Raw genomic sequence first — 25,120 nt, 5'->3', positions numbered from 1 at the left:
GCCCCGGGAGGGAAAGCCGAGCATGAAGAACGAAAACTGGCGCGAATCGCTCTCGGAAGAGCAATATCGCATCACCCGCGAGAAAGGCACCGAACGACCGTTCACGGGCGCCTACTGGAACCTCAAGGACGACGGGGTTTACCGTTGCGTATGCTGCGGCGCGCCCCTCTTCGACAGTGACACGAAATACGACTCGGGCTCCGGATGGCCCAGCTTCTTCGCCCCATACGACCCGGAACACGTCGCGACGAAAGAGGATCGAAGCCTCGGTATGCGGCGGGTCGAGGTGGTGTGCGCGAAGTGTGAGGCACACCTCGGCCACGTCTTCGACGACGGGCCGCAGCCCACCGGACTCCGGTATTGCATCAATTCCGCCGCCCTCCGTTTCGACCCCGAAAAGGGTTCGGAGGAAGAATGACCGCCGGACGAGCATCCCCGCGTCTTCTCCGGTGACATTCAGCCGCGTCTCTCGGACCAGGGGACCGGCCCTCATCTCAACGAAAAGGTATCATCATGGAAACGACGCAGCGGAAACAGGGGAAGGAAGGCGCACGCGAACGAGAGGAAGCCACCCCGAGACTCCAGACCGCTGAACTCAAACCTGCACTCAGCCCGACGATGCGGGCGGCCTTCAAGATGGTTCAGTGGCTGGAACGGATCATCGTCAAGTACTCGCCGCAGGGCAACGCCACGTTCTTCGACCCGAAAGATTTCCCGTGGGCCAAAACCCTCGAAGACAACTGGCAAACGATCCGGAAAGAGCTCGACGTGATCCTCGAACACAAGGAGGACCTGCCCAATTTTCAGGATATCTCGAAAGATCAGGTCTCCATCACCCGGGACGACAACTGGAAGACGTTCTTCCTCTACGGGTATGGCTATAAGTCGGAAGGCAACGCCGCGAAGTGTCCCGAGACGACCAGGCTCGTCGAGAGCGTGCCGGGGATGTTGACGGCGTTCTTCTCGATCCTCATGCCGGGCAAGCACATTCCCGCCCATCGCGGGCCGTACAAGGGCGTGCTCCGGTATCACCTCGGCCTGCTCGTGCCGGAGCCGAAGGAGCAATGCCGCATCCGCGTCGGCGAGGACGTCCGGCACTGGGAAGAAGGCAAGGGGCTGCTCTTCGACGACACGCACGACCACGAGGTGTGGAACGAGACCGACGGCGTGCGCGTGGTGCTCTTCATGGACGTGGTGCGCCCCCTCCGTTTTCCGGCCTCGTGGCTGAACAAGCTCATCATCGCGCTCATCAAGTACTCGCCCATCGTGCAGTCGGCGCGGAAAAACGAGGAGGCGTGGGAGATGAGCTTCGAAGACGCCATCAACCGCGTGCAGTGATCCGGGCGACCGGTGGGAGGGACGGTGAGAATCGGCGGGAGGATGGGAGAAAGCGTGCGCGTTGCGCGTTCAAACGAATGTCGCCTTTCCCACCTCTGACCCACACGCGCCATGATCTACCCGCACACCTCCGACGCGCCCGCCACGCTCACCGTCATCCCTCCCGAAGCGCAGGGGCGGGGCGCCTTCGACGGCGGGCGCATCACCGAATACAAACCCATCGCTTTTCCCCACGAGGCCGGGCGACAGAAGCGCATCGGGCCGCTCTTTTACTGGGCCTGGGCCACCGCCGAAGGCTATGGGAAGATCGGTCTGCACCCGCATCAGGGCTTCGAGATCATCAGCTATGTGCTCGAAGGCGAACTCGGGCACTACGACACGCTCGGCAACCGGAGCCGGGTCGGCCCGGGCGGGGCGCAGGTGATGCAGACCGGCTCGGGCGTCTCGCACGAGGAAGAGACCGTCGGGGAGCGCACCGAGTTTTTCCAGATATGGTTCGAACCTTATCTCCGGGAGGCGCTCCGGCGCCCGCCCACGTACGCCGCCTTCGAGCACGAGGACTTTCCCTCGTACGTCTCGGGCGGCGCTCTGGTGAAGACCATCCTCGGCAAGCACGCGCCCGTCACGCTCGTGGCCGACGCCCGGATGCATGACGTGACCCTCGCGCCCGGCGCCCGGGGCGAGCGGCCGCTCGCCGCCGGACGGAGCCTCGCCGTCGTGACGATCTCCGGCGGGGGAACGATCCGCACGGGCGACGGAGCCGAAGCCGACGTGCGTAAGGGCGACTTCGCCGTCATCCACGCGCGCGAAGCTGCCGTGATCGAGGGCACGGCGCACGACGAACCGTGGCGATGGGTGGTCATCGAGGCGCCCACCGAGGTCGATTATCCATTGTATCCGCGACGGTGAGAACAACCTTTCCACACACACTCGGAGTCCATCATGCCGGAAAACGGAAACGAACGCATCCGCCTCGTCGCGCTTCAGGGGAGCGTTCGGCCGGGCAATTATACGTCGAAGGCGCTCGCGCTCGCGGTCGATGAAGCGCGGAAACACGCGGGCGTCGCGGTGGACGTGATCGACCCGGCGGGGATGGAACTCAACCTCCCGGGGCGTGGAGATACGCCCGACGCCGCGCATATGCGCGAGGTGGTAGGCCGCGCGACGGGGGTGATGTTCGCCACGCCGGAATACCACGGCAGCTTTTCGAGCGTGACCAAGCTCCTCATCGACAACCTCGGCTTCCCGTCGGTGCTTGCGGGCAAGCCCATCGCTTTGCTCGGGGTGGCCGCCGGGAGCATCGGGGCCATCAAGGCGCTCGAACACCTCCGGAGCGTGCTCTCCCACGTGGGAGGCATCGTGTTGCCCGGCCCGGTGTCGGTCGCGCGCGTGCGCGGCGTCTTCGATGCCGAGGGCGTGGTCCGGGACGCGCGGGTCGAAGAACTCGTGCGGGGGGTGGCGACGAACCTCATCCACTACATCGAGGACAACATCTGCCCCCGCTTTGCCCTCGAAGCGATGGTTCGGGAAGGCGAGCCGGCGTGAGCGCCGGAGGGGCGAGGCTCAATCGTAGAGAAGGTATGGCGCTCTTCGGCGGCGAAAGGCTTCGACCTCTTCCCGCCACGCCGCAACGATGGCCCCGGGCGAAGCTCCGGCGGTGAGCATCTCGTACAACCGGTCGGTGCCTGCGAGGAGGTCGAGCCATCGCTTCTTCAGAAAGTCGGCCTTGACGGAGTCCGGAGCCTGTTGGTAGAAGGCGTGGAGGACGTGCATCCCGGTCTCGACGGGACGGAACGCCTGCGCGTCGGTGAGCACGTAGTGGACGCCGCGCACGGGGACGTCCCGATGCTTGGGGTTCGAGGCCATGCCTTCGATGGCCACGGGGGTGAACGAGACGGGGCGGAAGAGGACGCCGGGCAACTCGCGCGCATTGAGCGTGTCGGCCAGGACGTCGGCGTCGGCCCACGGCGCGCCGACCTGTTTGAACGGCTCATACGTGCCGCGTCCCTCGCTCGCCGTCGTCGCCTCGAAGAAGCACGCGCCGGGATAGATGAGCGCCGTCTCGAAGTCGGGAATGTTCGGGCTCGTCGGTTGCCACGAGAGGCCCGTCGCCGGCCAGCGCATGGCCCGCTTCCATCCTTCCATCTCGATGATCCGGAGGTCGAGCGTTTCGAGGCCCGGCAACAGGCGCTCGCCCTGGATCATCCGCGCCAACTCGCCCGCCGTGAGGCCGTACGTGATCGGGACCGGATATTGCCCGACGAACGACGTGTACGTCGAGTCGAGGACGAAGCCTTCCATCTGCTCGCCGCCGAGCGGGTTCGGGCGGTCGAGCACGATGAACGGGAGGCCGGCCTCGGCCGCGGACTGCATGGAGAGGCCCATCGTGGAGATGAACGTGTAGAAGCGCGCGCCGATGTCCTGGATGTCGAAGACGAGGGCGTCGAGGCCTTCGAGCATCTCCGGCGTGGGGCGGCGGGTCTCGCCATAGAGGCTGAAGACCGGCGCGCCCGTGCGTTCGTCGCGTCCGTCGGCCACCTTTTCGCCTGCGTCGGCGTCGCCCCGCAGCCCGTGTTCCGGCCCGAAGAGCGCCCCGATCTCGACGTTCGGCGCGGCGTCGATCAGGTCGATGAGGTGCCGCCCGCCCACGCGCGCCGTGTGGTTGACGATGAGCCCCACCCGCCGGCCGTCGAGCGCCTCGAAGCCGCTCTCGACGAGCACCTGCGCCCCGGTCTTTACGACCGCCCGCGACGGGGCCTCCGGTGAAGGCGCGCCGCATCCGGTGAAAAGGAGCGTGAGGGCGAAGAGAAGAGGCGTCATGGGCGCGAGGGATGGGAGGGAGGGCGTTCTTTCGCTGCTTCGTAAGACGTTGCCGGGTCAAGCGCCGCCGCGGCTCAACGTTTCAACGCACAGCGATCAGCCGTTGGCCACGATCACGTGCTCGGGGAAGAAGTAGTTCGCCTCCAGCCGACCGTTTTCGACCGAATCCGAGCCGTGCACGATGTTTTCGCCCTTGTTGTCGGCGAAGGCGCGGCGGATGGTTCCCTCGGCGGCTTCCGCCGGGTCGGTCGCGCCGATGAGCGCCCGGAAGTCGGCCACGGCGTTCTCTTTTTCGAGCACGATGGGCACACACGGGCCGCTCGACATGAAGTCGGTCAGACTTTCAAAGAAAGGGCGGCCCCGGTGCACGGCGTAGAAGCCCTCGGCCTCCCGTTTCGTGAGCCTGACCATCTTCAGCGCGCGGATGGTGAAGCCCGCCTCCTGCATGCGGCGGATCACCTCGCCGATGAGGTTTTTGCGGACGCAGTCGGGTTTGAGTATCGCCAGGGTTCTTTCGAGAGCCATCAGGGTTGTCGTGTTTTCGTTCACAGATCCATCCACACCCGCCCCGGAGGACGGACGCGAAGCCGTAGCCGGAATGATACGATGAGGGGAGGGACTTACTCCAGCGGGTCCTGTTGAGCGTTCGTGAAACCCCGGGCCGTTTACCGGAGAAACTTGTAATTCAGCTTGACGAGGAAGACGTTCGTGGGGAACAGGTCGAACGTATTGCTGAATTGCGAGAAGATGTCGTCGTCGAAGGGGGAACGGCCCGTGAGGTCGAACGGGTCGATGGTCGCGTTCGAACGCCGCGACTGCGACCAGACGAAGAAGAGCGTCGAGCCGGAGCGGTATTCCCACCGAAGCACCACGTTCGATTGCAGGCTGCTGATCGAGAAGTCGTAGCGTTTGGGGTACTGGTCGAGGGGGACGAGCGTCTCGGGGTCGGTCAGCAGGCTGAAGTCGTCGTAGCGCCCCTTGGCGACGAACAACTGCCCGTAGACCTGCAGGGACAGGTTCGGCGTGAACGTGATGGTGCTTCGGAGCGAGAAATCGACCGTCCGGGTGTCGCGTCGGCCGAAGACGGGGTAATAAAAGCGATCCTTGAAGCCCTCATACGGCGCGAGGCCGCTGAAGACGGGGTCGAGGGCGTCGAGACCGGTGAAGAAGGTGTATGCGTCGTTGTCGAGAGAAGCGGGGGAGCCTCGTTCGGTCCCGATGCCCCAGCCTTTTTCCGGATGGCGGGCAAAAGACTCGTTGGCCGCCCAGGCCGTCCGGTTCACGCTTTTGCCCAGGTTGATCTCGGCGGAGAGCCGAAGCCGGCTGCCCGCGTTCCACCGCGACTCCAGACCGGTGGAGTAGTCGATGCCGGCGTGGTCGTACAGCGTGATGCGTCCGCTCGGGTTAAGCTGCCATGAGCGGCGCGAGTCGGTGCGGAACTCCGTGTTGAAGTTGATCTGTCGCGGACGTTTCCACGGGCCGAGGCCGCGTGTCTCGAACGGGTCGACGCCGCCGAAGAGGTAGTCGCCGAAGATGCGGAATTCGATGCTCTGGAAGCCGCGCGTCTGCCAGTTTGTGGAGAGGAAGAACCCCGCGCCCTGGTTGTCTCGGGTATCGTAGACCCATTTTTGCCAGGAGAAGAAGCGGAGGCTGGCGCGGCGAAAAGGCCCGAAGGGGCGGTTGCCGTTGATCTGATGGCCGAGGCCGGCGCTCATTCGGAGAAAGTTGCCCCGGCGAAGGCGGCCCAGGTCGTTCGGGTTGAAGCGGTCGTCGAAGAGTTCGAGGCCGAAGTTGTACGTCCATATGCCGCGCACGCGGTCGAAGCCGGCCGAGGCGGCGTAGCCGGTGACGGGGTCGAGGTCGTTGCCGGGAGCGCGCAGGTGGCTGAAGCTGACCTGTCCGTCGAGCTTGTACGTGTTCTGCCGCATGCGCAGGTCCCAGTCGAGGCCGCCGGTGAAGCTTCGGCGGCGGCTTCCGGCGGCGGCGGTGCGTTCGTGCATCGTGAGCATGCCGCCAACCGTCGAGATGCGTCCGACCTGCTGGCGGACGCGCGTGGCGGCATAATAGCGGGTGGGGTCGAAGTTTTCGCCCGTGGCGGCTCCGAGCACGCCGATGGACAGGCCCTTCTCCGTGCGCCCGGTCAGCTTGGCCGCGCTGATGATCGGGTCGCCGCCGCCGATGCGGCGGGAATAGAGGAGGTTGCCCTCGCGTCCATAGCTGAAATTGAAGACCTGAGCGCCTTCGGTGAAAAACGGCCGCCGTTCGGAGAAGAAGGTCTCGAACGCCGTCAGGTTGAGCTGCGCCGGGTCGGCGTCGACCTGGCCGAAGTCGGGGTTGAAGGTGACGTCGAGGACCATGTTCGAACTGAGGCCGACCTTGAGGTCGCCGCCGAAGTCGATCTCGCGCTCGGTGATCCGGTCGTCGGGTCCTTCGCCTCGGGCCGAGAGCAGGCGCGAGACGGTGTACGGCGTGACCTGAATGTTCCGTCGGGGGCGGAGGTTGTTCAGCCCGGTGAGCCGTCCATAGTGGGCCACGACGCCGCTCGAGCGTTCGCTTCGTCGCACGAGGGCCCATTCCGCCGTCTCACTGTTGCGGGGGATCACCCGCTGGAAGTTGATGCCCCAGGTCTGCGCGTCGGCTTCCGAGAAGCGGAGCATCGAGTAGGGGATGCGCATCTCGACGACCCACCCGTCCGCCGTGATGCGGGCCGCGCCGTCCCATACGGCGTCCCACGAACGGTCGACGTCGCGGGTGACGACGCCGTCGAGGAGCACGCCCGCCGCATTGACGCCGAAGGTGTACGCGGTTTTCCGGTCGAGGTAGGCATCGATGGAGACGAAGAACCAGTCGGCCTGATTGAGCTCGTCGCGCCGCCCGAGCGTGGCCATGATCTTGTCGGGGGCGTCGTCATAGAGGTGTGCGCCGACGTAGAGCGCGTTGTCTCCGTAAAGGACGCGCACCTCGGTTCGCTGGGAAGGCTCGGCGCCCTCGTCGGGCTCGTATTGCCGGAATGCGTCGGCTGCCGGGGCGCCGGCCCAGTCCACTTCGGAGAGGCGACCGTCGATGGTGATGGACGCGGAGACGGGATGGGCACTCAAGGTGCGCTCGCGCTTCTCGTCGTCGTCGGAAGAGGAGCCCCAGAGCAGGAACCATGAGGTCAAAAGAAGGAGGGCAACGTACATGTGCGGCGTCAGAGAGGGGGTGCGGCTCGGCGGCGCGCCGATTCAGAGCTTTCATTTATCTCATGTATTACGCATGAGTCTGGAAATAATTCCGGAAGGGAACGTTTTTTTCGAAAAGGCGGTGGTCGTTCGTGCCGGGGGCGGGCTTACGTTTCTCGCAGGGGTGGAGTAAGTTAGGTCCATGAGCGAACGGGATACCTGTCGCGTCCTGAAAAGCGGGTCGCGGGTCGAGATCAAGGTGAAAGGATCACGTTTCATCGCGGAGGCGTTTCCGGTGGAGACGGTCGCAGCGGCGGAGGCGCGCATCGCCGGGGTGCGGAAGCGGGCGTACAACGCCACGCATCACTGCTCGGCCTACCGCGTGGGCACGGGCGGAGAACACTTCCGGTACAACGACGACGGCGAGCCGAGCGGATCCGCCGGACCGCCCATCCTCCGGCAGATCGACGCGCGGGGACTGACGAACACGCTGGTGGTCGTCACCCGGTATTTCGGCGGGACGAAGCTCGGCGTGGGTGGTCTGGCCCGCGCCTACGGCGCTGCCGCCTCCGAAGCGCTCGACGCCTCCGTCATCGAGGAACGCATCCTTCGCGTGCCCGTCCGCCTCCGGTTTGCCTACGCCGACACCTCGCCCGCGATGCACACCATCGAGCGCTTTCACGCCGAGATCATGGAGACGCACTATGGCGAGGCCACCGAACTGGTCGTGGGCGTGCGACGCTCGGAAGCGCAGGCGTTCGTCGAAGCGTTCACCGAGGCGCTCGCCGGGCGCGGGAGCGCCTCGGCGGCGCCCGGCGGGACGGCGCAATGACGCAATCGGCCCGGCCTCGTCTTCTATAGATGATAAAAGAGCGAGACGAGCCCCCGCGCGTCGAAGGATCGGTCGCCGCTCACGGGGAGGGTGAGACCCAGACCGATGAGCAAGGGGCGGTGCGCCATCGGCTGAAACTTGACGCCCGGCGTCACATGGGCGACGGCTTCGGATCGTTCTCCGCTCAACGTCGTCACGCCGTCGAATTCGAAAAGCCCCTGCACGCGCCCGGAGACGTGGTAGAGCACCGAGAGATGATACCCGAACTCGGTCTCGATCTCCTCGTCGGCACGCTGGTTCGTGGGGATGCCGAAGATCGCGAAGCCGACCGTCTCGACCCGGCCTCGTTTGAAACCGGCGTAGAAAAACGGTTCAAGATCGACGATGTGGTCGCTCCCGATCCCTTTCGCTTCATCACCCGTGGGCAGGCCGAGCTCGAGCCCGTAGCCGAGCAACAGCCCCGCTTCCTCGAATGCGTAGTTGGCAAACTTGAACGAGACCTCCACGTTGCCGGGCGACGTGACGGCGCGTGCGCCGTTCGGGTCGGATCGGACGAACGGGGCTTCGACCTCGATGCTGAAGCTGCGGTGAAACGCATATTCCCCGCCCAGCCGGACCAGGTTGTCGGTGAACCCGTCCGTGCGGTTGTCAAGGGTGCTCCAGGCATAATCGAGACGCACCTTCGTGTCCGGCGTGGGAGATTCAGTGACGAGCGGGTGAGAAAAATGCAGTTCTTCGTCATGCCGGTGGGCGCCGGGTGGGGAAGGGGGAGACACCGGTGACGGATGCGTCCGCGTTGTGGGGAAGGCGGAAGGGAGCCTCGTCTGAGCCGGGGCGGGAAGGCTATGCATCAGGAGGAGGAAAAGAACGGGCAGGCCGAAGGCCCGCGAGGGTCGCATCATTTTCATGGTTTGGATCCGGGCAACGCTTGAAAGGGGGCTCCCGGCATGAGAAAAGAGCGGGCCGCATAGCGGTGCGCGGAACGCGTCCGAAGCCGGCAGACCAGAAGAATCCGGTTTGCGGAACGGGCCTGTCCGGCGGCGGCGAGAGAAGCCGGGAGAACGACAAAGAAGGGCGTGTCAAGCGCGTCGTTCGGGTGGTCGGAAGAGGTCGGCGGGATGCGTGTCGTCGGGGCGTGGGTCGGCAGGGGAGTCCTGAGAAGCGTCCGTGCCGATCGTGACGGGCCGTACGTGCGGCGGGGGGACGGCCTGGTCCAGGGAGAGGGTGACCGCGCGAATGTCGCCGAATCGCTCGCATGAGCACGTGAACGCGAACGCCGTGGTCGAAGCGCCGCGCCCCTTGAGGGCAGTCTTCGGAGGGGGATGCGGGGCGCCGTGCGGCGTGGCGCGGCCCCTGACGTGTGGTGGGGCGCTCCGGCGCATGGGGCAAAAGCCGTCCCGGCAGGTGTGTCGCTTGAGCGGGCAGAAAGCGCTCGAACAGGGCTGTGCCTGCTGAACAAGGATCCCGAAGACGTACGTGACGGGCCACTGCTGCAGAAGCAGCAACACAATGAGCCCAACACTCACGCCCGTATGTCGGATCGAATGGTCCATGAGGTGCTCCCGCGTAGAACACCTCATTCGTGTGCGGGGAGGGCCGGCGCGTTACGCCGAGAGGCCGTCGCTCACAGGCTCTGCATGGCCTCCACGGCGAGTGCGTCCACGCGGTTGTTCAGTTCGTCGTCGGCGTGTCCCTTCACCTTCACGAAGCGCACGTCGTGCTGCTTCATCGCTTCGAGGAGGGCTTCCCACAGATCGCGGTTCTTGACGTCTTTCTTTCCCGCCGTCTTCCATCCCCTCCGGACCCAGTTTTCGATCCAGCCCTGATTGAAGGCGTTGGCGACGTAGGCGCTGTCGGTGTGGAGTGTGACGCGACAGGGCTCCTTGAGTGCTTTGAGGGCCTCGACCACGGCCTTCAGTTCCATGCGGTTGTTCGTCGTGTGCGGCTCTGCACCGGCCAGGACGCGCTCGTGCGGGCCGAACAGGAGCAGGGCCGCCCAGCCGCCCGGTCCCGGGTTGCCGCTGCAGGCGCCGTCGGTGTAAATCGTGACGTGTTTCAAAGGAAGCGTATCGGTGGGTTCGAAGTTCGAAGACCGAAACTAACGGCTTCGGGCGAACGCTTCCACCACCGGCGGGGAATCCATCGAAAGATCGAAGAGGCGTCGGGGAAAGCTTGTCTTCGTACGCGGACGGCGCCTCTCCCGGGTCTCGCGTCAAGACGCCTTGAGCCGGTCGATGACGCCCTGAATGCGCTCCGGGTTTTCAGTGATGAACGTGCGGGCAATCTTGTCGAGGAGGGCGAGCGTCTCCTCGGAGGCGTCGTCCATCTTGACCGCGCGCGTGAGGGTGTGGTTGAAACGCACGTAGATTTCGGAGGGGATGATCTTGTCCACGATGTAATCGACCGAGTCCGCGGAGCCGTCGAGCATCCATCCGGTGACCTTCGTCGCCACGTTGATGAGGCCGTCGGCGTGGCGGCAGGGCGTGCTCGCCTCGTGCTCGCCCGTGCCGAGGGAGCAGATGAAAAGGTCCTCGCCGGGGAAGAGGCGCAGGCCCTCGCCATAGGCACAGAGGGCCGGGTTGCCGGCGTAGAGGCCGCCGTCGTAGAGACAGGCGCGGGCTCCGGGCTTCCACGGCACATCCACGCGGTGCGGGGGGAAGTACGACGGCGCGGCCGCCGAAGCCTGAATGGCGTCCACTGCCTTGACCTCCGCCACGCTCTCCCGCCATGACTTGAAGAGCACCGGTCCCGGCTCTTCGGCCTCGTCCCACCGGCCGCTGACGTCGTATGCGGTCGTCATCATCATCGTCTGCGCCGAGGCCAGGCGGACGTCTCCGAAATACTTTTCGAGGACGTTGTACAAGTTGCTTCCCCGGTACTTCGGTTTGAAGAGTTGTGAGAACCTGCTCCGGGCTTTTCGGAAAATGCGAGGCCCCTCCAGCCGGTAAAGATCCTGGGCCTTTTTCATGTCCATCCCTATGGGCATGGCAATGGCTCCGGCGAGAGCAGCGCCGGTGGACGTCCCCACCACGAGGTCGAACACTTCGTGGAGCGGGCGCCCGACGCCGCGTTCGATTTCCGTGAGAAGGATGGCCGGGATGAGTCCTTTGATGCCGCCGCCGTCGATGGAGAGGATATTCCTCATGACTTTTCTCCGTGGTTGGTTCGGAAGAAAAGCAACGTCAAGCCGGAAGAGCACGGCTTTGCCTTCCTTAAGAAAAACAGAGGGATGGGCAAGGTCAATGGGTGCGGGGGACTATTCGAACGGACCGGGAAAACTATGGGGAGAGGGGAGCGTACAAGAGGCTCGAAACATTGAAAATCCACGTTTTATTGTATGAAATTTGTCGATTACGCCACGATCACGGTGCGGAGCGGGAAAGGGGGGAGCGGCGCAGTCTCGTTCCACCGCGCGAAGTTTCAACCGAAAGGCGGTCCCGACGGCGGCGACGGCGGCGCGGGCGGCTCGGTCATCGTGCAGGCGGACCAACAGCTCTATACGCTTCTCGACCTCCGGTACAACCGCCACCACTTCGCCGAGAACGGACGCCCCGGAAGCGGGGCCAACAAGAGCGGCAGGCAGGGGCAGGACATCGTCATCCGCGTGCCGGTCGGGACCGTGATCCGGGACACGAACACGGGCGAGGTCGTCGGTGAGGTGCTCGCGCACGGCGACCGGTTGGTGCTGGCGCAGGGCGGTCGCGGCGGCAAGGGCAACACCTTTTTCAAGTCGGCCACCCGTCAGACGCCGCGCTATGCGCAGCCGGGCGAGCCGGGCGAGGAACGCGAAGTCACACTCGAACTGAAGCTCCTGGCCGACGTGGGGCTGGTGGGTTTCCCGAACGCGGGCAAGAGCACGCTCGTCTCCGCGCTCTCGGCGGCGCGTCCGAAGGTGGCCGATTACCCCTTCACCACGCTCACGCCGTCGCTCGGCGTCGTCTCGGTGGGGGCGTATGAGTCGTTCGTGATGGCGGACATCCCCGGCATCATCGAAGGAGCGCACGAAGGGAAAGGGCTCGGGATCCGCTTCCTCAAACACATCGAGCGGAACGCGGTCCTGGTCTTCGTCATCCCCGTCACCACGGAGGACCTCGGCGGCGCATACCGCACGCTCCTCGACGAGCTGCATGCGTTCAACCCCGAACTCCTCGACAAGCCCCGCATCGTGGCGCTCTCGAAGATGGACCTCTTGCCTCCGGACGAGCGGGAGGACTTCGCGGCGAAGGTGCGGGAGCCGTTTGCCGACGGCGTCCCGCTTTTTCCCATCAGCGCCGTGGCGCGCATCGGGCTCGACCCGCTCCGGCGAGCGCTGTGGGAGCGGGTGAAAGCCGGTCGGACGGAAGCGGCGGTGTGACCGACCGGTTTCCTCTCAGCCGGCCCGCTCTTATCTTCCCGGACCTCGCCGGAGGAAAGGAGATGGACATGGATGAAGCCTCCCGCACGATGACTTTCGATCCCGCGAACGCCTCCCTCGACACGTATGAGGAAAAGCGCGCCCTCGTCGCCCTGTCGATGGCGCCGGGGGTGGGGCCGGGGCGCATCCGCTCGATGATCGCGCGCTTCGGTTCGGCGACGGCGGCGCTCTCGGCCTCGCGGCGGGCGCTGGCGGAAGTGCCGGGCATCGGGCCACAGACGGCGGCGGCCATCGCGGTGTTCGACGGGCACGCGGCCGTCGAGGCACAGTTCGAAAAGGCGGAACGGGTGGGGGCGACCCTCGTGACCGCGTGGGACCCCGGCTATCCCCGCCTCCTTCGTCAGCTCTACGACCCGCCCGTCTTCCTGTGGGTGCGCGGGCGTCTCGTCGAAGCCGACGCGCGCGCCGTCGCCATCGTGGGCACGCGCCGCGCCACGGACTACGGGCGACGCGTGGCGCATGAGCTGGCCGTCGAACTGGCTCGCCGGGGCTTTACTATCGTGAGCGGCCTCGCCTATGGCATCGACGCGGCGGCGCACCGGGGCGCGCTCGAAGCCGGCGGGCGGACCATCGCCGTGCTCGGCTCCGGCGTCGGGCGCATCTATCCGGCGCGCCATGCCCGCCTCGCCCGCGACATCCTCGGGCAGGGAGCGCTCCTCTCCGAGTATGCCGTGGATGCCGCGCCGGATGCGCCGAACTTTCCCCGGCGCAACCGGATCATCAGCGGGCTCGCGCTTGGCACGCTCGTGGCCGAGGCTTTCGAGGAGGGCGGGGCGCTGATCACGGCGCGCCTGGCCCTCGAACAGAACCGCGAGGTGTTCGCCGTGCCGAGCCCACTCCACAGCCGCGCCGGGGCCGGATGCAACCGGCTCATTCAAAAAGGCTATGCCAAGCTTGTCCTGACCGTCGAGGACGTGCTCGAAGAGCTGGGGGTGGCGCCCACCGATGCGCCCGCGCCGAAAGAAACGGCCCCGCCGCCGGATATGGGGCCGGTGGAACGGCAATTATACGAAGCGCTCTCGGAGTCGCCCGTCCACATCGACACGCTGTGCGCCGCCACGGGGCTGGATGCGTCGACGGCGCTCGTCTACCTCCTCAGCCTCGAATTCAAGGGACTGGTGCGGCAGATGGCGGGAAAACAGTTCTTCAGGGCGTGAGGCGAGGACAAAAAAAAGCCCGACGCCCCCACCTTGGCGTCGGGCTATCTGGAGATATGCCAGACAAGGACGGAAACGGTCCCGCAGAGTGCGCGAAGTTCCCGTCTTGTGAGCTAGGACGTACGATCACGCCAATAGTTACGCGCCTCCGGCGACCGGGGAATATTTTTACCCTCTGCGCGTATCGCCGGTGCGAGCGACGCACCCGTTTCCATGCGCCGGGGCGAGAAAGCCGCCGTGGCGCGCATCCATGAACCCTTCGCCGGTTTCGTATGACTTTAAGCGAGCTTCGTGAACAGTTTCCCCACACCGAAGATTCGGTGTACCTGAACCATGCGGCCATGAGTCCGCTCAGCCGCCCCGTCATGGTCGCGCTGGAGGCGTACCTCCATGAGCGTCATCGGACGAAGATCGAGAACTACTTCGAGTTCTTCCCCATCATCGACGAGACGCTGGCAAGGCTGGCCCGGCTCATCGGTACGCGCCCGGAACGGGTCGAATTCGCGCCGAACACGTCGTACGGCCTGGGCGTGCTCGCGCAGGGGCTCGACTGGCGGCCGGGCGACCGCGTGGCCGTTCCCGCGTGCGAGTTTCCCGCCAACGTCTTCCCCTTCGTCAACCTCGAGCGTCGCGGGGTTGCGGTGGACTTCATCCCGCACGAGGCGGGTGTTTTCAGCCTCGAAGCCGTCGAAGCCGCGCTCACGCCCCGGACGCGGGTGCTCACGGTCAGCTCCGTACAGTTCCTCTCCGGCTTCCGGGCCGACCTCGAAGCGCTCGGCGCGCTCTGCCGGGCGCACGGCGTGATCTTCTGCGTGGACGGCATTCAGAGCCTCGGCGCGCTCGGTCTCGACGTGGAGGCGTGCGGCATCGACTTCCTGGCCTCGGGCGGGCACAAATGGCTCATGGCGACGACCGGCATCGGCTTCATCTACGTCGCCGAGCGGCTTCAGGAGCGCCTCGCGCCGCCGGCGGGCTGGCTGCACGGGCCGGTGGACTGGGAGCGGCTCACGGAATACGAACTCACGTTCCATCCCGACGCCCGACGTTTCCGCACCGGCACGTTGAACCACGCCGGCATCGCGGCGCTCCACGCGGCGCTCGGGCTTCACTTCGAGGCCGGGGCCGAATGGTGCGAGGCGCAGACGCTCGACCGCGCACGCGCGCTCGCCCGAGGGCTGGAGCGGCTCGGCCTCCAACGCTACGGTTCCGAGGATCCCGCCCGCGCCTCGGGCATCGTCACGGTGGCTCATCCCGACGTCGAGGCGCTCTTCGAACACCTCAAACGGCGCGGGATCACGGCGGCGCTCCGGAACCGGCTCCTTCGTTTCTCGCCCACGTATTACAACAGCCCCGAAGAGGTCGAAGCCGCGCTCGAAGCCGTCGCCGACTTCGGGAAGGTGCGCGTGCCTTCGGCCTGAGGACGCGCCGTCATCATCCGTTCCCCACGACCGTATGCCATGAGCGAACGCGAGGAAAAACAGGAGACCATCTTCACCTTCGAGGCGCCGCCCGGTTATCGCGAGGGGGAGCGGCTCGACGTGTACCTCACGCGCTTCATGCAGAATGCAACCCGCACGAAGGTGAAACGCGGCGTGAAGGAGGGGCGCGTGACGGTCAACGGCGTGGTGGTGACGAAAAGCTCGCACACCGTCCAGGCCGGCGACGTGATCGTGTGCCGGGTGATGCGGCCGCCGCCGATCACGCTCGCGCCGGAGCGGATCCCGCTCGAAATCGTGTATGAGGATGAGGACCTCATCGTGGTGAACAAGGCGGCGGGGATGGTTGTGCATCCGGCATACGGCAACCGCACCGGCACACTCGTCAACGCCCTGCTCTATCACGTCGGCGGGCGGGAGCTCTCGATGGAGGCTTTCGAGGAAGAGGGCCTCGAGGATGAGACGGTGGGGCTCTCGGTGGTCAACGCAGCGCCCGCCGCGCCGGACGACCCGGCGGTTCGCCCCGGCATCGTGCACCGACTCGACAAGGATACCTCGGGGCTGATGGTGGTGGCGAAGAACGACGTGGCGCACGTGAAACTGGCCCGGCAGTTCGAGAACCGCACCATCCGCCGCCGGTACCGCGCGCTCGTATGGGGCGTGCCCGAGCCGGAGGGCCGCATCGAGACGCACCTCGGGCGCGACCCCCGCGACCGGAAGCGCCGCGCGGTCGTGCGCCCCGCGCACGGCAAACGAGCCGTCACGAACTACCGCACGCTCGAGGCGATGGCGCACACGGCGCTCATGGAGTTTCGCCTGGAGACGGGGCGCACGCATCAGATCCGCGTGCACGCCCGCTTCATCGGCCACCCCATCCTCGGCGACGTCACGTACGGCGGCGACCGCATCCGCTCCGGTCCGGACACGTCGCATCGCCGGGCCTTCTTCAAAAACCTGTTCGCCCGGATGCCGCGCCAGGCGCTGCACGCCCATACGCTCGGCTTCACCCATCCACGCACGGGCGCCGAGATGGATTTCACCGCCGAATGGCCGGAAGACATGCAGTACGTCCTCGATCAACTCCGACGGGTGGAAGGGAAGGGAGGCGCATGAGGCCGGGTATGGGTGGTCGGGGGAAAGCCGGGTGGCGGCGATCGCACACGCGCCCCATGACGCGACCGAAACGAGCGCATGACGGCGCCATTCTCGCGCCATGCGAAAAATTATGCGCGGCATCGGGTGAGGAAATGGGGAGCGCGTGCTATATTAAAAAGCTATGCAATCCACGATGCCGGTGCGGCGGGCGCGAACCTTCGTCGTCCCGGCCGGTTGTCCCGGTTCTTCATCCTCGCTCGCGAGTCCCGCTGGGGAGCGAAAGCAATGCAGGCTATCGGTTTGACGGAAATACATCAGCTTCTTAAACGCGACACCATCCGGGTCGGACTTCCGGGAGAGACGAAAGAAGAGGTGCTCAACAACCTCATCGACCTCTTGAAAGGGCAGCCGGGGGTGCGTGACCTGGAGAAAGTGCGCGAGGCCGTTTTCGCCCGCGAGGCCGTCATGTCCACGGGAGTGGGGAAAGGGCTCGCGTTGCCGCACGCCAAGACCGCCGCCGTGGATCGCACCGTCGCGGCCCTGGCCATCACCGCCCAACCGGTCGACTTCGGGGCCATCGACGACCAGCCGGTGCGCATCCTCTTTCTGCTCGTCGGCTCCGAAGACGCCAAGACCCAGCACATCAAAATCCTCAGCCGTATCTCGCGTCTGATGAACCGTGACGACTTCCGCAAGCGTCTCCTTCAGGCGCGCGACGCCGACGAGGTGCTGGCGCTCATGGAAGAAGGTGAACTGTCTTTGCTCGACGGTTGACCCCGCACGGCGTCCCGGCGACGGTAGGCGACCCCGCCCCCCGGCTTCCTCTTTCCACGCTCGAATTCCGATCCTGTGAAAAAAACGTTTCGTAACATCACCGGGACGTTCGACATTCTGCCGGAGAAATACCGGGCCGACGGCACGGAGATCGCCTCTTCGGCGGCGTGGCAGGCGGTCGAGGCGGTCATCCGGGAGGTGATGGCCCGCTTTCACGCGCAGGAGATCCGCACGCCCATCCTCGAACCGACCGAGCTCATCGCGCGCGGCGTCGGCCTGTTGACGGACATCGTCTCGAAAGAGATGTTCGCCTTTGAGCGGGGGGACACCCACTACGTGCTCCGCCCGGAGCTCACCGCGCCCGTGATGCGGGCCTACCTCCAGCATCATCTCGACCAGCGCGGCGGGGTGCAAAAGCTCTATTACATCGGCCCGTGCTTCCGCGCCGAACGCCCCCAGAAAGGTCGGTATCGCCAGTTTCATCAGTTCGGCGGCGAGGTCATCGGCTCCGAAGATCCTCGCGCCGACGCCGAGGTCATCGCCATGATGATGGCTGTCTACCGCGCCTTCGGGCTCACGGAGATGACGCTTCGCCTGAACACGCTCGGCGACGAAGGCAGCCGCCCCCGGTATCGGGAGGCGCTTCAGGCCTATTTCCGCCCGTACGCCGCCGACCTCTCCGAGACGAGCCGCCGGAGGCTGGAGACGAACCCCCTTCGCATCCTCGACACGAAAGACGAGCGCGAACGTCGCCTCCTCGCCGAAGCGCCCCGCCTCATCGAATACGTAGACGAGGAGAGCCGCGCCCATTACGAGGCGCTCAAAGGGTTGCTCGGTGATCTCGGCATCCCGTTCCTCGAAGACCCGTTCCTGGTGCGTGGTCTCGACTATTATACGCGCACGGCCTTCGAACTCGAGAGCCCGCACCTCGGCGCGCAGAGTGCGCTCGGCGGCGGCGGGCGATACGACCTCCTCGCGCGCGAGCTCGGGAGCAAAAAGCCCGTGCCTGCCGTGGGCTTCGCCGCGGGCATCGAGCGGTTGTTCATGGCGCTGGCGGCGCAGGGGGTGACGATGCCCGAAGCCGCCCCGCCGCCCGACGTCTTCCTCGTGGCGCTCGGCGACGAAGCGGCGCGGTGGGCCTTCGCCGAGGCGCAACGGCTCCGGGACGAAGGACTCCGCACGGCCCTCGACCTCCGGGGACGCTCGATGAAAGCGCAGATGCGCGAGGCAAACCGTCAGGGCGCCCCCTTCACGCTCATCGTCGGCAAGGACGAACTGGAGCGGCGGCAGGCGGTGCTCAAGGAGATGGCCTCCGGCGAGCAGACGGAAGTCCCCTTCGAAGACCTCATCCGGATCCTTCGGGACAAAATCGCCGCCGGCGCGTCCTAAAGAACGCCTCCCGGCGCACGCCCGCTTTTTCCGGCCATTTCCGACAGACTCATGTATCCGAGGATCAGTGATCTTTTCAGGGACCTCTTCGGCTTCAATCTCCCGATCCCGATCTATTCGTTCGGGGCGATGGTGGCAATCGCCTTCCTCACCGCGGCCTGGTTGAGCCGAAAAGAGCTCGACCGGCTGTATGCCGGGGGGCGTCTGCCCGCCGTACGCATCCCCGTGAAGGAGACGAAGGGCAAGCGCAAGCGAAAGGCGACGGAGAAGGCGAGCCCCGGCGCGCTCGTGGGCTCGATCACCGTGATCGCCGTCGTGGGCGGGTTTGCCGGCGCGAAGGTCTTCCACATCCTCGAACACCTCGGCGAGTTCTTCCGCGACCCCTTCGGGATGCTCTTTTCCTCGGGCGGATTTACGTTCTACGGGGGGCTCATCGTCGCGGCGGCGGGCATCGCATGGTACGTGCGGAAGCAGGGGTTGCCCGTGTGGACCGTCGCCGACGCGCTCGCGCCGGGGCTCATGCTCGCCTACGGCATCGGACGTCTCGGCTGTCACCTCGCCGGGGACGGCGACTGGGGCGTCGCCGCCGACCTCGCCGCCCGTCCCGGCTGGCTGCCGGAGTGGCTGTGGGCGGAGACGTATCCGAACAACATCCTCGGACGCGATCTCTCGGCGGCGCCCGTCTATCCCACCTCCATCTATGAGTTCGTCGCCGCCACGCTTCTGTTCGCTCTGCTCTGGCGCTTGCGCAAGCACCCTTTCCTCAGCGGCTGGCTCTTCTCGGTCTACCTCTTCCTCGATGGGCTCGAACGCTTCCTCATCGAACAGATCCGCGTCAACGTTCGCTTCGATCTCTTCGGTCTGGAGGTGACGCAGGCGGAGGTCATCGCCGTCGCGCTCATGGCCGCGGGCGTCTTCGGCATGATCCGCACGTGGAAACGCCGCGAGACGGTGGAGGGGGCGCCCGGCGCGCTTCGCCCGTCTCCCGCCTCCTGATCCGCGCCTCGGACCGGGGACAAAACGCGCCGTCGGAGGGTATAAATCGGAAAGGCTTCGGCCCGGGCGGGCGACATACAATCGTCATAAAGATCGAATATTTATGGCGAGCGGGCCGAGGGTCGATGCCTTAGAGTGGTGCGAGCACCCCATTGTTGTCGGGCATATGCGGAAAAGATGATACGGAAGCTGCTTTTTCTGATCCTACTTGGCGCGGGGGCGGCGCTTCCCACGTTTGCACAGATGGTTGCGCCGGTGGAGCGGATGCCGGTGGTGATGGCGGATCCCGCGCGGGGCGACGGGCATGGTTCGGGCGGCGTCGTCACGGAGGAGATCATCGAGGCGGCGCGGCGAAACTATGTGCGACCGGCGCACAAAAGCGACGCCGTCTTCGCGTACGACGTCACCGTGCCGGAAGCCGTGGACCGATCCGTCCTGCTGAAGGACGGCATCTTTCTCCTGCTGGCCTTCCCCTCGTACGATACGACCGTCGTCTGGAACGACGAGGCCATTCAGGCCACGGCGCAGGAGATCATCGAACAGCGCGAGGCGGTGTGGCTGGCGAACGGCAAAACCGAGTCCGAGATCGTGCCGTTGACGGTGCTCTATACCTTTCACGACATCCCCGATCAGTGCCCGGTCACGTGCAACCTGAGCATTGACAATTATTTCGTCTTCAGCGGCGACTATGCGCCCCTGGGCCCCAATCCCTCGCCCATCCACGCGACGAAAGAGAAGGTGGGGGCGGACTTCATGTACGTGATCTTTCCAAGGAGCGATCCGAAGGACAGCACGGGGTGGCGCCTCTATGGATGGGAAAACATGTTTCTCCCGCAGGATCCTCCGGAGAGGCTTGCGCCGCAGACGGGCGGCACGCTCTGGTCGAGAGCCGTGGAAGCCTCGGCGCTGGCGACGTGGTCGAAGTACCTCGTGGCGCACGAGATGGAGGGACACGGCTTCGGGGGATGCAACCACATCTCCGGAGAGCAGGGCGTCGATCTGATGCTGGCTTCGGCGCCGTGGGGGCCGCGCATGACCGCGTGCGCGCCGACGAGCTTCGCGAACGCAGCCTACGTGGCGGCGAACTGGCCCCTTCCCTCCCTCTTTACGGCCACGGACGACTACCCGGATGCGCCGGACGGCGTGACGCTCCTTCAGAATTACCCCAACCCTTTCTCCGGCTCGACCGTCCTGACGTACGTCCTCAGCGAAGCCGCGCCGGTGCGGCTGACGGTCTTCGATCTCCTCGGGCGCGAGGTGGAGACGCTCGTGGACGGCTTCCGTCCGCCCGGCGAACACCGCGTCACGTTTGACGCAGGCTCGTTGCCGGACGGCGTCTATCTCTTCCGGCTCGTCGTCGGGAGCCGCACGCGCACGCGCACGATGGTGCTTCGGAAGTGAGCCGTCCGGGCTCCCATCTGACCGATCCGCGCCGTAGTTTTCCCGCCGCATCAAACGACGAGGAAAGGATGGATCTGACAAACGCTCTTGCGGAGGCGGTGGCGCGCGTTCGCGCGTGGGAAGCCGAATGGGGACCGTATGAGCCGCACCCGGCGCTCGCGGTGGACGAAGCGAAGCCGGCGGCGGCGTTCGAGACGTATGCGGAGCGGCTGCGGGGAAACTACCCCTTCTTTCATCCCCGATACGCGGGGCAGATGCTCAAGCCGCCTCATCCGGCCGCCGTGGCGGGATACGTCGCCGCGATGCTCATCAACCCGAACAACCACGCGCTCGACGGCGGGCCGCCCACGGCCGAGATGGAGAAGGAGGTCGTTCGCGAGCTGGCCGCCATGTTCCGTTTCCCCGCCGATGCGCTCGGGCATCTCACGAGCAGCGGCACTATCGCCAACCTGGAGGCGCTGTGGGTGGCGCGGGAGCTTCGCCCGGACCGGGCCGTCGCTTTCAGCGCCGAGGCGCACTATACGCACGGGCGGATGAGCGAGGTGCTCCGTATGCCTGCCGTGCGCGTGCCCGCCGACGCCCGCGGGCGCATCCGCCTCGACGCGCTCGAAGACGTCCTGCGCGCCGGCGAGGTCGGCGCCGTCGTGCTCACGGCGGGGACGACCGCCCTCGGCGCCGTCGATCCCATCGCCGATGCGCTCGATCTCTGTGCCCGGTACGACTGCCGCGTGCATGTGGACGCCGCCTATGGAGGCTTCTTCACGCTCCTCGCCCACGACGACGGGCCGCTCGCCCCCGAGACGCGCCGACACCTCCGCGCCGTCTCCCGCGCCGACTCCGTCGCCATCGACCCCCACAAGCACGGCCTCCAGCCCTATGGGTGCGGCGCCGTCCTTTTCCGCGACCCGTCCGTCGGGCGTTTCTATCGGCACGACTCCCCGTACACGTACTTCACCTCCGACGCCCTCCATCTCGGCGAGATCAGCCTCGAATGTTCCCGCGCCGGAGCCGCCGCCGGGGCGCTGTGGCTGACGCTCCGCCTCCTCCCGCTTCGCGCGGACGAGGGGCTCGGCCCCGTCCTCGCCGCCGGACGGCGCGCCGCCCGACGGTGGCACGCCCTCCTCGACGCCGATGCGGCGTTCCACCCGTTCACGACGCCGGAACTCGACATCGTGACCTTCTTTGCCGACCCCGAGCCGCCCCGGGCGTCGACGATCGACGACGAGAGCCAACGCCTCTTCACCGAGGCGATGCGTGATCCCGACGACCCGGTCTTCTTGAGCGTCCTTCGCGTCGAGAGCGCCGCGCTCCGGGCGCGGATCCCCGGCCTCGAGATCGACCGGCCGCAGGCGCGCATCCTCCGGAGCGTGCTCATGAAGCCCGAGCACGAGACGTACGTGCCGCGCCTCCACGACCGCGTGCGGGCCCTCGCCGAGGCGCGAACCTTACCCACCCGCCGGGGGTGACGCTTCCCACCCCTGCCTCTCCCGAGAATCATCATGCCCGAATCCTCCCCTTCCGACCGGATCCGTCCGGCGGCCACCGTGCTCGTGTGTCGTCCCGCCGGGGACGGCTTCGAAGTGTTCCTCGTCAAGCGGCATGGGAAGTCCGTGTTCATGCCTTCGGTGCACGTCTTCCCCGGCGGGCGTGTGGAGGAGGGCGACTTCGCCCTCGCCCGGCGCCTGCCGCCCGAGGTCCGCGCCGCCGCTCGCCTCGACGGCCTCGGCGACGACGTGGCGGCGGCGGCCTTCGGTGTGGCGGCCGTGCGCGAAACGGCGGAAGAGTGCGGCCTCCTCCTGGCCCGCGACCGCGCGGGACGACGGCCCTCGGGAGCCACGGCCCGGCGCGTCTTCGAAGCCCTCCGCGAAGGCGCTTCTTTCGCCGAACTCCTCGCCGAAGCCGACGCCGTGCCCGACCTGGCGGCGCTCCATCCCTTTGCGTGGTGGATCACGCCCGACTTCGAGCCGCGTCAGTACGACACGCGCTTTTTCCTCGCCGAGGCTCCGCCCGATCAGGAGGCAACGTTCGACGACGTGGAGACGACCGAGGGGCTGTGGCTCGCGCCCGCCGAAGCCCTCGACCGCTTCCGCTCCGGCGCGATGCGCCTCGCCCCGCCGACGCTCGCCTCGCTCGAACTCCTTGCCGAAGCCGGCAATCCCCGCGCCGCCCTCGACGCCGTCCTCCGGCCCATCCGTCCCGTCCGCCCCCGCATCGTCGAGGACGCCGCAGGCGCGCCCGTGCTCGTCCTCCCCGGCGACCCGCTCTATCCCGCCGAGGAGCCGCGCGTCCTGCCGCACCGCACCCGCTTCCGGGTCCTCGGCAAAGGACGCTTCGCATGATCGGGCAAGCATTTCTCCCGAGAAACGTCGAACTTCCACCGACCCCGAAAACGAACCCGCCTCTCGGCCCGCTCATGCCCGTCTTTCGCACGCCCGACGATCGCTTCGCCGGTCTTCCCGGCTTCCCGTTCACGCCGCACTACGTGGACGTGAACGGGCTCCGCATTCATTACGTGGACGAGGGGACGGGCGCGCCCATCCTGTGCCTCCACGGGGAGCCGACGTGGTCGTATCTCTATCGGAAGATGATCCCTCCTCTGGCCGAGAAGCATCGCGTCGTCGCCTTCGATTTTGTGGGCTTCGGGCGGTCGGACAAGCTCACCGAGGCGTCCGAATACTCGTTCGACCTCCACCGGGAGACGATGCGCGGCGTCCTCGAAGCGCTCGATCTGCGCGGACTCACCCTCGTCGTGCACGACTGGGGGGGACTCGTGGGGCTGAAAGTGGCCACCGAGATGCCCGATCGCATCGACCGTCTCGTCATCCTCAATACGTTTCTTCCGGACGGGACGGAGCGAAAGAGCGAGGCTTTTCTTCAGTGGCGGAGTTTCGTTGCGCGAACGCCCGATCTGCCGGTGGGGCGTCTGGTGGCGCTCGGCACGGCGGACCCGAGCCGTGTGCCGCCCGAGGTGCAGGCGGCCTACGACGCCCCTTTCCCCGACGCCGCCTCGAAAGCAGGCGCGGCGGTGTGGCCGCTCATGGTCCCGATGACGCCCGACGACCCCGTGGCTCGGGCGATGGTCGAGGCGCGTCGCGGCCTCGCCGGGTGGCACAAGCCCGCCTTCGTCCTTTTCTCCGACAGCGACCCGATCCTCGGCGCGGCGCACCGGTTCTTCAAAACGCTCCTCCCCACGGCCGGCGATCAGCCGGAGACGTTCATCGAAGGGGCGGGGCATTTTCTTCAGGAGGAAGCCGGGGAGCGCATAGCCCCCCACATCCTCGCGTTCATGGCGCGCACCGGCGCGTGAGCCGAGACGCACGCGCCCGAACGCATCCCTTTTCGAACTTCATCCGACGACATGAAAAACACGATTGCGCCGAAGACGTGGTACGTCGACGTCGAATATCTGGGAGAGCCGCACCTCATCGCGACGGGGGTGCTCGAGACGGACGCCGGGCTCGTGCTCGTCGATCCGGGTCCGGCGGTGTCGCTCGGCGGGCTGGCGCGCAACCTCGAAGCCGCCGGCGCGGGTCTCGCCGACGTGCACGCGATCCTTCTGACCCACATCCACCTCGACCACGCCGGGGGCACGGGCACGCTCGTGCAGGCGCATCCTTCGGTGAACGTGTACGTGCACGAGATCGGCGCGCGGCACATGATCGCGCCGGAGCGGTTGCTCGCGAGCGCGCGGCGGATCTATGGCGAGGCGATGGACACCATGTGGGGCGCGTTCCTCCCCGTGCCGGAGGCGAACGTGGTCCGGCTCCGGGGCGGCGAGACGCTCGAACTCGGCGGGCGCACGCTTCAGGCGGCGTATACGCCCGGTCACGCCATTCACCACGTCAGCTATCTCGACGAGGCCACCGGCACGGCGTTCGTCGGCGACGTGGCCGGGATGCGCGTGGCCGGGGACCCGGTCGTGCTCCCGGTGACGCCTCCGCCCGACATCAGCCTCGAACAGTGGCGCGTGAGCCTCGACGTGGTGCGCCTGTGGCAGCCCGAGCGCCTTTTCCTGACCCACTTCGGCCCCGCCGAAGACGTGGCGTGGCACCTCCATACCCTCGACCGCGCGCTCGACCGGTGGGCCGAGCGCGTCCGCGCCTCCCTCACCGACGACCGGGACGACGCCGAACGGGCGCGCGCCTTCGAGGCAACCGTCCTGGCCGAACTCCGCGAAACGCTCTCGCCGGAGGCCTTCCGTGCGTACGAGGCTTTCGGGCAGCCGGCCGGAAGCTGGTATGGCCTCGCCCGGTACTGGCGCAAGAAAATGTCCGGCCGGGCAAGAAAATAACCCATCATTTTTTCAA

At 66.6% G+C, this 25,120-nt stretch carries 24 protein-coding genes; 17 read left to right on the top strand and 7 right to left on the bottom strand.

What is annotated here, in order from left to right; genetic code table 11:
• Positions 1-22 precede the first annotated feature (22 nt).
• From msrB to AC1HIY_RS02480, 4 genes are all read left to right on the top strand, one after another.
• Positions 23-418, top strand: coding sequence for a peptide-methionine (R)-S-oxide reductase MsrB (gene msrB / locus AC1HIY_RS02495; protein WP_479575122.1), 396 nt, complete (start codon positions 23-25; stop codon positions 416-418).
• A 200-nt stretch (positions 419-618) separates the two neighbouring features.
• Positions 619-1,338 carry an aspartyl/asparaginyl beta-hydroxylase domain-containing protein gene (locus AC1HIY_RS02490; RefSeq protein ID WP_479575193.1) on the top strand — a complete coding sequence of 240 codons (720 nt, stop codon included), beginning with the start codon at positions 619-621 and terminating at the stop codon, positions 1,336-1,338.
• Positions 1,339-1,449: 111 nt separating this feature from the next.
• A complete protein-coding gene (locus AC1HIY_RS02485) occupies positions 1,450-2,247 on the top strand; it encodes a pirin family protein (protein WP_479575121.1) in 798 nt (265 codons plus the stop codon).
• Positions 2,248-2,280: 33 nt separating this feature from the next.
• Positions 2,281-2,883 carry an NADPH-dependent FMN reductase gene (locus AC1HIY_RS02480; RefSeq protein WP_479575120.1) on the top strand — a complete coding sequence of 201 codons (603 nt, stop codon included), beginning with the start codon at positions 2,281-2,283 and terminating at the stop codon, positions 2,881-2,883.
• An 18-nt stretch (positions 2,884-2,901) separates the two neighbouring features.
• Here AC1HIY_RS02480 and AC1HIY_RS02475 read toward each other — a convergent pair whose 3' ends face one another.
• From AC1HIY_RS02475 to AC1HIY_RS02465, 3 genes are all read right to left on the bottom strand, one after another.
• Positions 2,902-4,158, bottom strand: a complete 1,257-nt coding sequence (locus tag AC1HIY_RS02475) for an exo-beta-N-acetylmuramidase NamZ family protein (protein ID WP_479575119.1) — start codon at positions 4,156-4,158, stop codon at positions 2,902-2,904.
• A 96-nt stretch (positions 4,159-4,254) separates the two neighbouring features.
• A complete protein-coding gene (gene ndk / locus AC1HIY_RS02470) occupies positions 4,255-4,683 on the bottom strand; it encodes a nucleoside-diphosphate kinase (RefSeq protein ID WP_479575118.1) in 429 nt (142 codons plus the stop codon).
• 140 nt (positions 4,684-4,823) lie between these two features.
• Positions 4,824-7,340 (bottom strand): DUF5916 domain-containing protein, encoded by a 2,517-nt coding sequence (locus AC1HIY_RS02465; protein ID WP_479575117.1) that lies wholly within the window; start codon positions 7,338-7,340, stop codon positions 4,824-4,826.
• A gap of 238 nt (positions 7,341-7,578) precedes the next feature.
• On the opposite strand from AC1HIY_RS02465, the gene AC1HIY_RS02460 reads away from it, so the two are divergent.
• Complete coding sequence (locus tag AC1HIY_RS02460; protein ID WP_479575116.1) at positions 7,579-8,151, top strand: IMPACT family protein; 573 nt, start codon at positions 7,579-7,581, stop codon at positions 8,149-8,151.
• A 23-nt stretch (positions 8,152-8,174) separates the two neighbouring features.
• Here AC1HIY_RS02460 and AC1HIY_RS02455 read toward each other — a convergent pair whose 3' ends face one another.
• From AC1HIY_RS02455 to AC1HIY_RS02440, 4 genes are all read right to left on the bottom strand, one after another.
• Positions 8,175-8,831 (bottom strand): hypothetical protein, encoded by a 657-nt coding sequence (locus AC1HIY_RS02455; RefSeq protein WP_479575115.1) that lies wholly within the window; start codon positions 8,829-8,831, stop codon positions 8,175-8,177.
• A 399-nt stretch (positions 8,832-9,230) separates the two neighbouring features.
• The gene (locus AC1HIY_RS02450) at positions 9,231-9,704 is read right to left on the bottom strand and encodes a hypothetical protein (protein ID WP_479575114.1); all 474 of its coding nucleotides are present in this window, start codon (positions 9,702-9,704) and stop codon (positions 9,231-9,233) included.
• A 71-nt stretch (positions 9,705-9,775) separates the two neighbouring features.
• On the bottom strand, positions 9,776-10,210 hold the full coding sequence (gene rnhA / locus AC1HIY_RS02445) for a ribonuclease HI (protein WP_479575113.1): 435 nt from the start codon (positions 10,208-10,210) through the stop codon (positions 9,776-9,778).
• A 153-nt stretch (positions 10,211-10,363) separates the two neighbouring features.
• Complete coding sequence (locus AC1HIY_RS02440) at positions 10,364-11,296, bottom strand: patatin-like phospholipase family protein (protein ID WP_479575112.1); 933 nt, start codon at positions 11,294-11,296, stop codon at positions 10,364-10,366.
• Positions 11,297-11,488: 192 nt separating this feature from the next.
• On the opposite strand from AC1HIY_RS02440, the gene obgE reads away from it, so the two are divergent.
• The 12 genes from obgE to AC1HIY_RS02380 all read left to right on the top strand — a co-directional run bounded on the left by obgE (position 11,489) and on the right by AC1HIY_RS02380 (position 25,104).
• Complete coding sequence (gene obgE, locus AC1HIY_RS02435) at positions 11,489-12,505, top strand: GTPase ObgE (protein WP_479575111.1); 1,017 nt, start codon at positions 11,489-11,491, stop codon at positions 12,503-12,505.
• 68 nt (positions 12,506-12,573) lie between these two features.
• Positions 12,574-13,722, top strand: coding sequence for a DNA-processing protein DprA (gene dprA, locus AC1HIY_RS02430; RefSeq protein ID WP_479575110.1), 1,149 nt, complete (start codon positions 12,574-12,576; stop codon positions 13,720-13,722).
• Positions 13,723-13,994: 272 nt separating this feature from the next.
• Positions 13,995-15,140, top strand: coding sequence for an aminotransferase class V-fold PLP-dependent enzyme (locus tag AC1HIY_RS02425; RefSeq protein ID WP_479575109.1), 1,146 nt, complete (start codon positions 13,995-13,997; stop codon positions 15,138-15,140).
• A gap of 39 nt (positions 15,141-15,179) precedes the next feature.
• Positions 15,180-16,271 (top strand): RluA family pseudouridine synthase, encoded by a 1,092-nt coding sequence (locus AC1HIY_RS02420; RefSeq protein ID WP_479575108.1) that lies wholly within the window; start codon positions 15,180-15,182, stop codon positions 16,269-16,271.
• A 282-nt stretch (positions 16,272-16,553) separates the two neighbouring features.
• Entirely contained in the window at positions 16,554-17,027 is a 474-nt protein-coding gene (locus AC1HIY_RS02415; protein ID WP_479575107.1) for a PTS sugar transporter subunit IIA, read from the top strand.
• Positions 17,028-17,102: 75 nt separating this feature from the next.
• Complete coding sequence (gene hisS / locus AC1HIY_RS02410; RefSeq protein ID WP_479575106.1) at positions 17,103-18,416, top strand: histidine--tRNA ligase; 1,314 nt, start codon at positions 17,103-17,105, stop codon at positions 18,414-18,416.
• A 51-nt stretch (positions 18,417-18,467) separates the two neighbouring features.
• The gene (locus AC1HIY_RS02405) at positions 18,468-19,412 is read left to right on the top strand and encodes a prolipoprotein diacylglyceryl transferase (protein WP_479575105.1); all 945 of its coding nucleotides are present in this window, start codon (positions 18,468-18,470) and stop codon (positions 19,410-19,412) included.
• Positions 19,413-19,589: 177 nt separating this feature from the next.
• Positions 19,590-20,813, top strand: a complete 1,224-nt coding sequence (locus tag AC1HIY_RS02400; protein ID WP_479575104.1) for a T9SS type A sorting domain-containing protein — start codon at positions 19,590-19,592, stop codon at positions 20,811-20,813.
• 68 nt (positions 20,814-20,881) lie between these two features.
• Entirely contained in the window at positions 20,882-22,279 is a 1,398-nt protein-coding gene (locus AC1HIY_RS02395; protein WP_479575103.1) for a pyridoxal phosphate-dependent decarboxylase family protein, read from the top strand.
• A 33-nt stretch (positions 22,280-22,312) separates the two neighbouring features.
• Complete coding sequence (locus tag AC1HIY_RS02390; RefSeq protein ID WP_479575102.1) at positions 22,313-23,152, top strand: NUDIX hydrolase; 840 nt, start codon at positions 22,313-22,315, stop codon at positions 23,150-23,152.
• Positions 23,153-23,226: 74 nt separating this feature from the next.
• On the top strand, positions 23,227-24,120 hold the full coding sequence (locus AC1HIY_RS02385) for a haloalkane dehalogenase (protein ID WP_479575101.1): 894 nt from the start codon (positions 23,227-23,229) through the stop codon (positions 24,118-24,120).
• A gap of 51 nt (positions 24,121-24,171) precedes the next feature.
• Entirely contained in the window at positions 24,172-25,104 is a 933-nt protein-coding gene (locus tag AC1HIY_RS02380; RefSeq protein ID WP_479575100.1) for an MBL fold metallo-hydrolase, read from the top strand.
• The last annotated feature ends 16 nt before the right edge of the window (positions 25,105-25,120 follow it).

Source organism: Rhodocaloribacter sp. (assembly GCF_056451265.1).
This window is presented reverse-complemented; position numbering and strand designations above follow the sequence as displayed.

Bases quoted from the DNA above. Each gene is read 5' to 3' on its own strand.
- msrB (WP_479575122.1), top strand. From the start codon at position 23: ATGAAGAACGAAAACTGGCGCGAATCGCTCTCGGAAGAGCAATATCGC.
- AC1HIY_RS02490 (WP_479575193.1), top strand. From the start codon at position 619: ATGCGGGCGGCCTTCAAGATGGTTCAGTGGCTGGAACGGATCATCGTC.
- AC1HIY_RS02485 (WP_479575121.1), top strand. From the start codon at position 1,450: ATGATCTACCCGCACACCTCCGACGCGCCCGCCACGCTCACCGTCATC.
- AC1HIY_RS02480 (WP_479575120.1), top strand. From the start codon at position 2,281: ATGCCGGAAAACGGAAACGAACGCATCCGCCTCGTCGCGCTTCAGGGG.
- AC1HIY_RS02475 (WP_479575119.1), bottom strand. From the start codon at position 4,158: ATGACGCCTCTTCTCTTCGCCCTCACGCTCCTTTTCACCGGATGCGGC.
- ndk (WP_479575118.1), bottom strand. From the start codon at position 4,683: ATGGCTCTCGAAAGAACCCTGGCGATACTCAAACCCGACTGCGTCCGC.
- AC1HIY_RS02465 (WP_479575117.1), bottom strand. From the start codon at position 7,340: ATGTACGTTGCCCTCCTTCTTTTGACCTCATGGTTCCTGCTCTGGGGC.
- AC1HIY_RS02450 (WP_479575114.1), bottom strand. From the start codon at position 9,704: ATGGACCATTCGATCCGACATACGGGCGTGAGTGTTGGGCTCATTGTG.
- AC1HIY_RS02440 (WP_479575112.1), bottom strand. From the start codon at position 11,296: ATGAGGAATATCCTCTCCATCGACGGCGGCGGCATCAAAGGACTCATC.
- obgE (WP_479575111.1), top strand. From the start codon at position 11,489: ATGAAATTTGTCGATTACGCCACGATCACGGTGCGGAGCGGGAAAGGG.
- dprA (WP_479575110.1), top strand. From the start codon at position 12,574: ATGGATGAAGCCTCCCGCACGATGACTTTCGATCCCGCGAACGCCTCC.
- AC1HIY_RS02425 (WP_479575109.1), top strand. From the start codon at position 13,995: ATGACTTTAAGCGAGCTTCGTGAACAGTTTCCCCACACCGAAGATTCG.
- AC1HIY_RS02420 (WP_479575108.1), top strand. From the start codon at position 15,180: ATGAGCGAACGCGAGGAAAAACAGGAGACCATCTTCACCTTCGAGGCG.
- AC1HIY_RS02405 (WP_479575105.1), top strand. From the start codon at position 18,468: ATGTATCCGAGGATCAGTGATCTTTTCAGGGACCTCTTCGGCTTCAAT.
- AC1HIY_RS02400 (WP_479575104.1), top strand. From the start codon at position 19,590: ATGATACGGAAGCTGCTTTTTCTGATCCTACTTGGCGCGGGGGCGGCG.
- AC1HIY_RS02395 (WP_479575103.1), top strand. From the start codon at position 20,882: ATGGATCTGACAAACGCTCTTGCGGAGGCGGTGGCGCGCGTTCGCGCG.
- AC1HIY_RS02390 (WP_479575102.1), top strand. From the start codon at position 22,313: ATGCCCGAATCCTCCCCTTCCGACCGGATCCGTCCGGCGGCCACCGTG.
- AC1HIY_RS02385 (WP_479575101.1), top strand. From the start codon at position 23,227: ATGCCCGTCTTTCGCACGCCCGACGATCGCTTCGCCGGTCTTCCCGGC.
- AC1HIY_RS02380 (WP_479575100.1), top strand. From the start codon at position 24,172: ATGAAAAACACGATTGCGCCGAAGACGTGGTACGTCGACGTCGAATAT.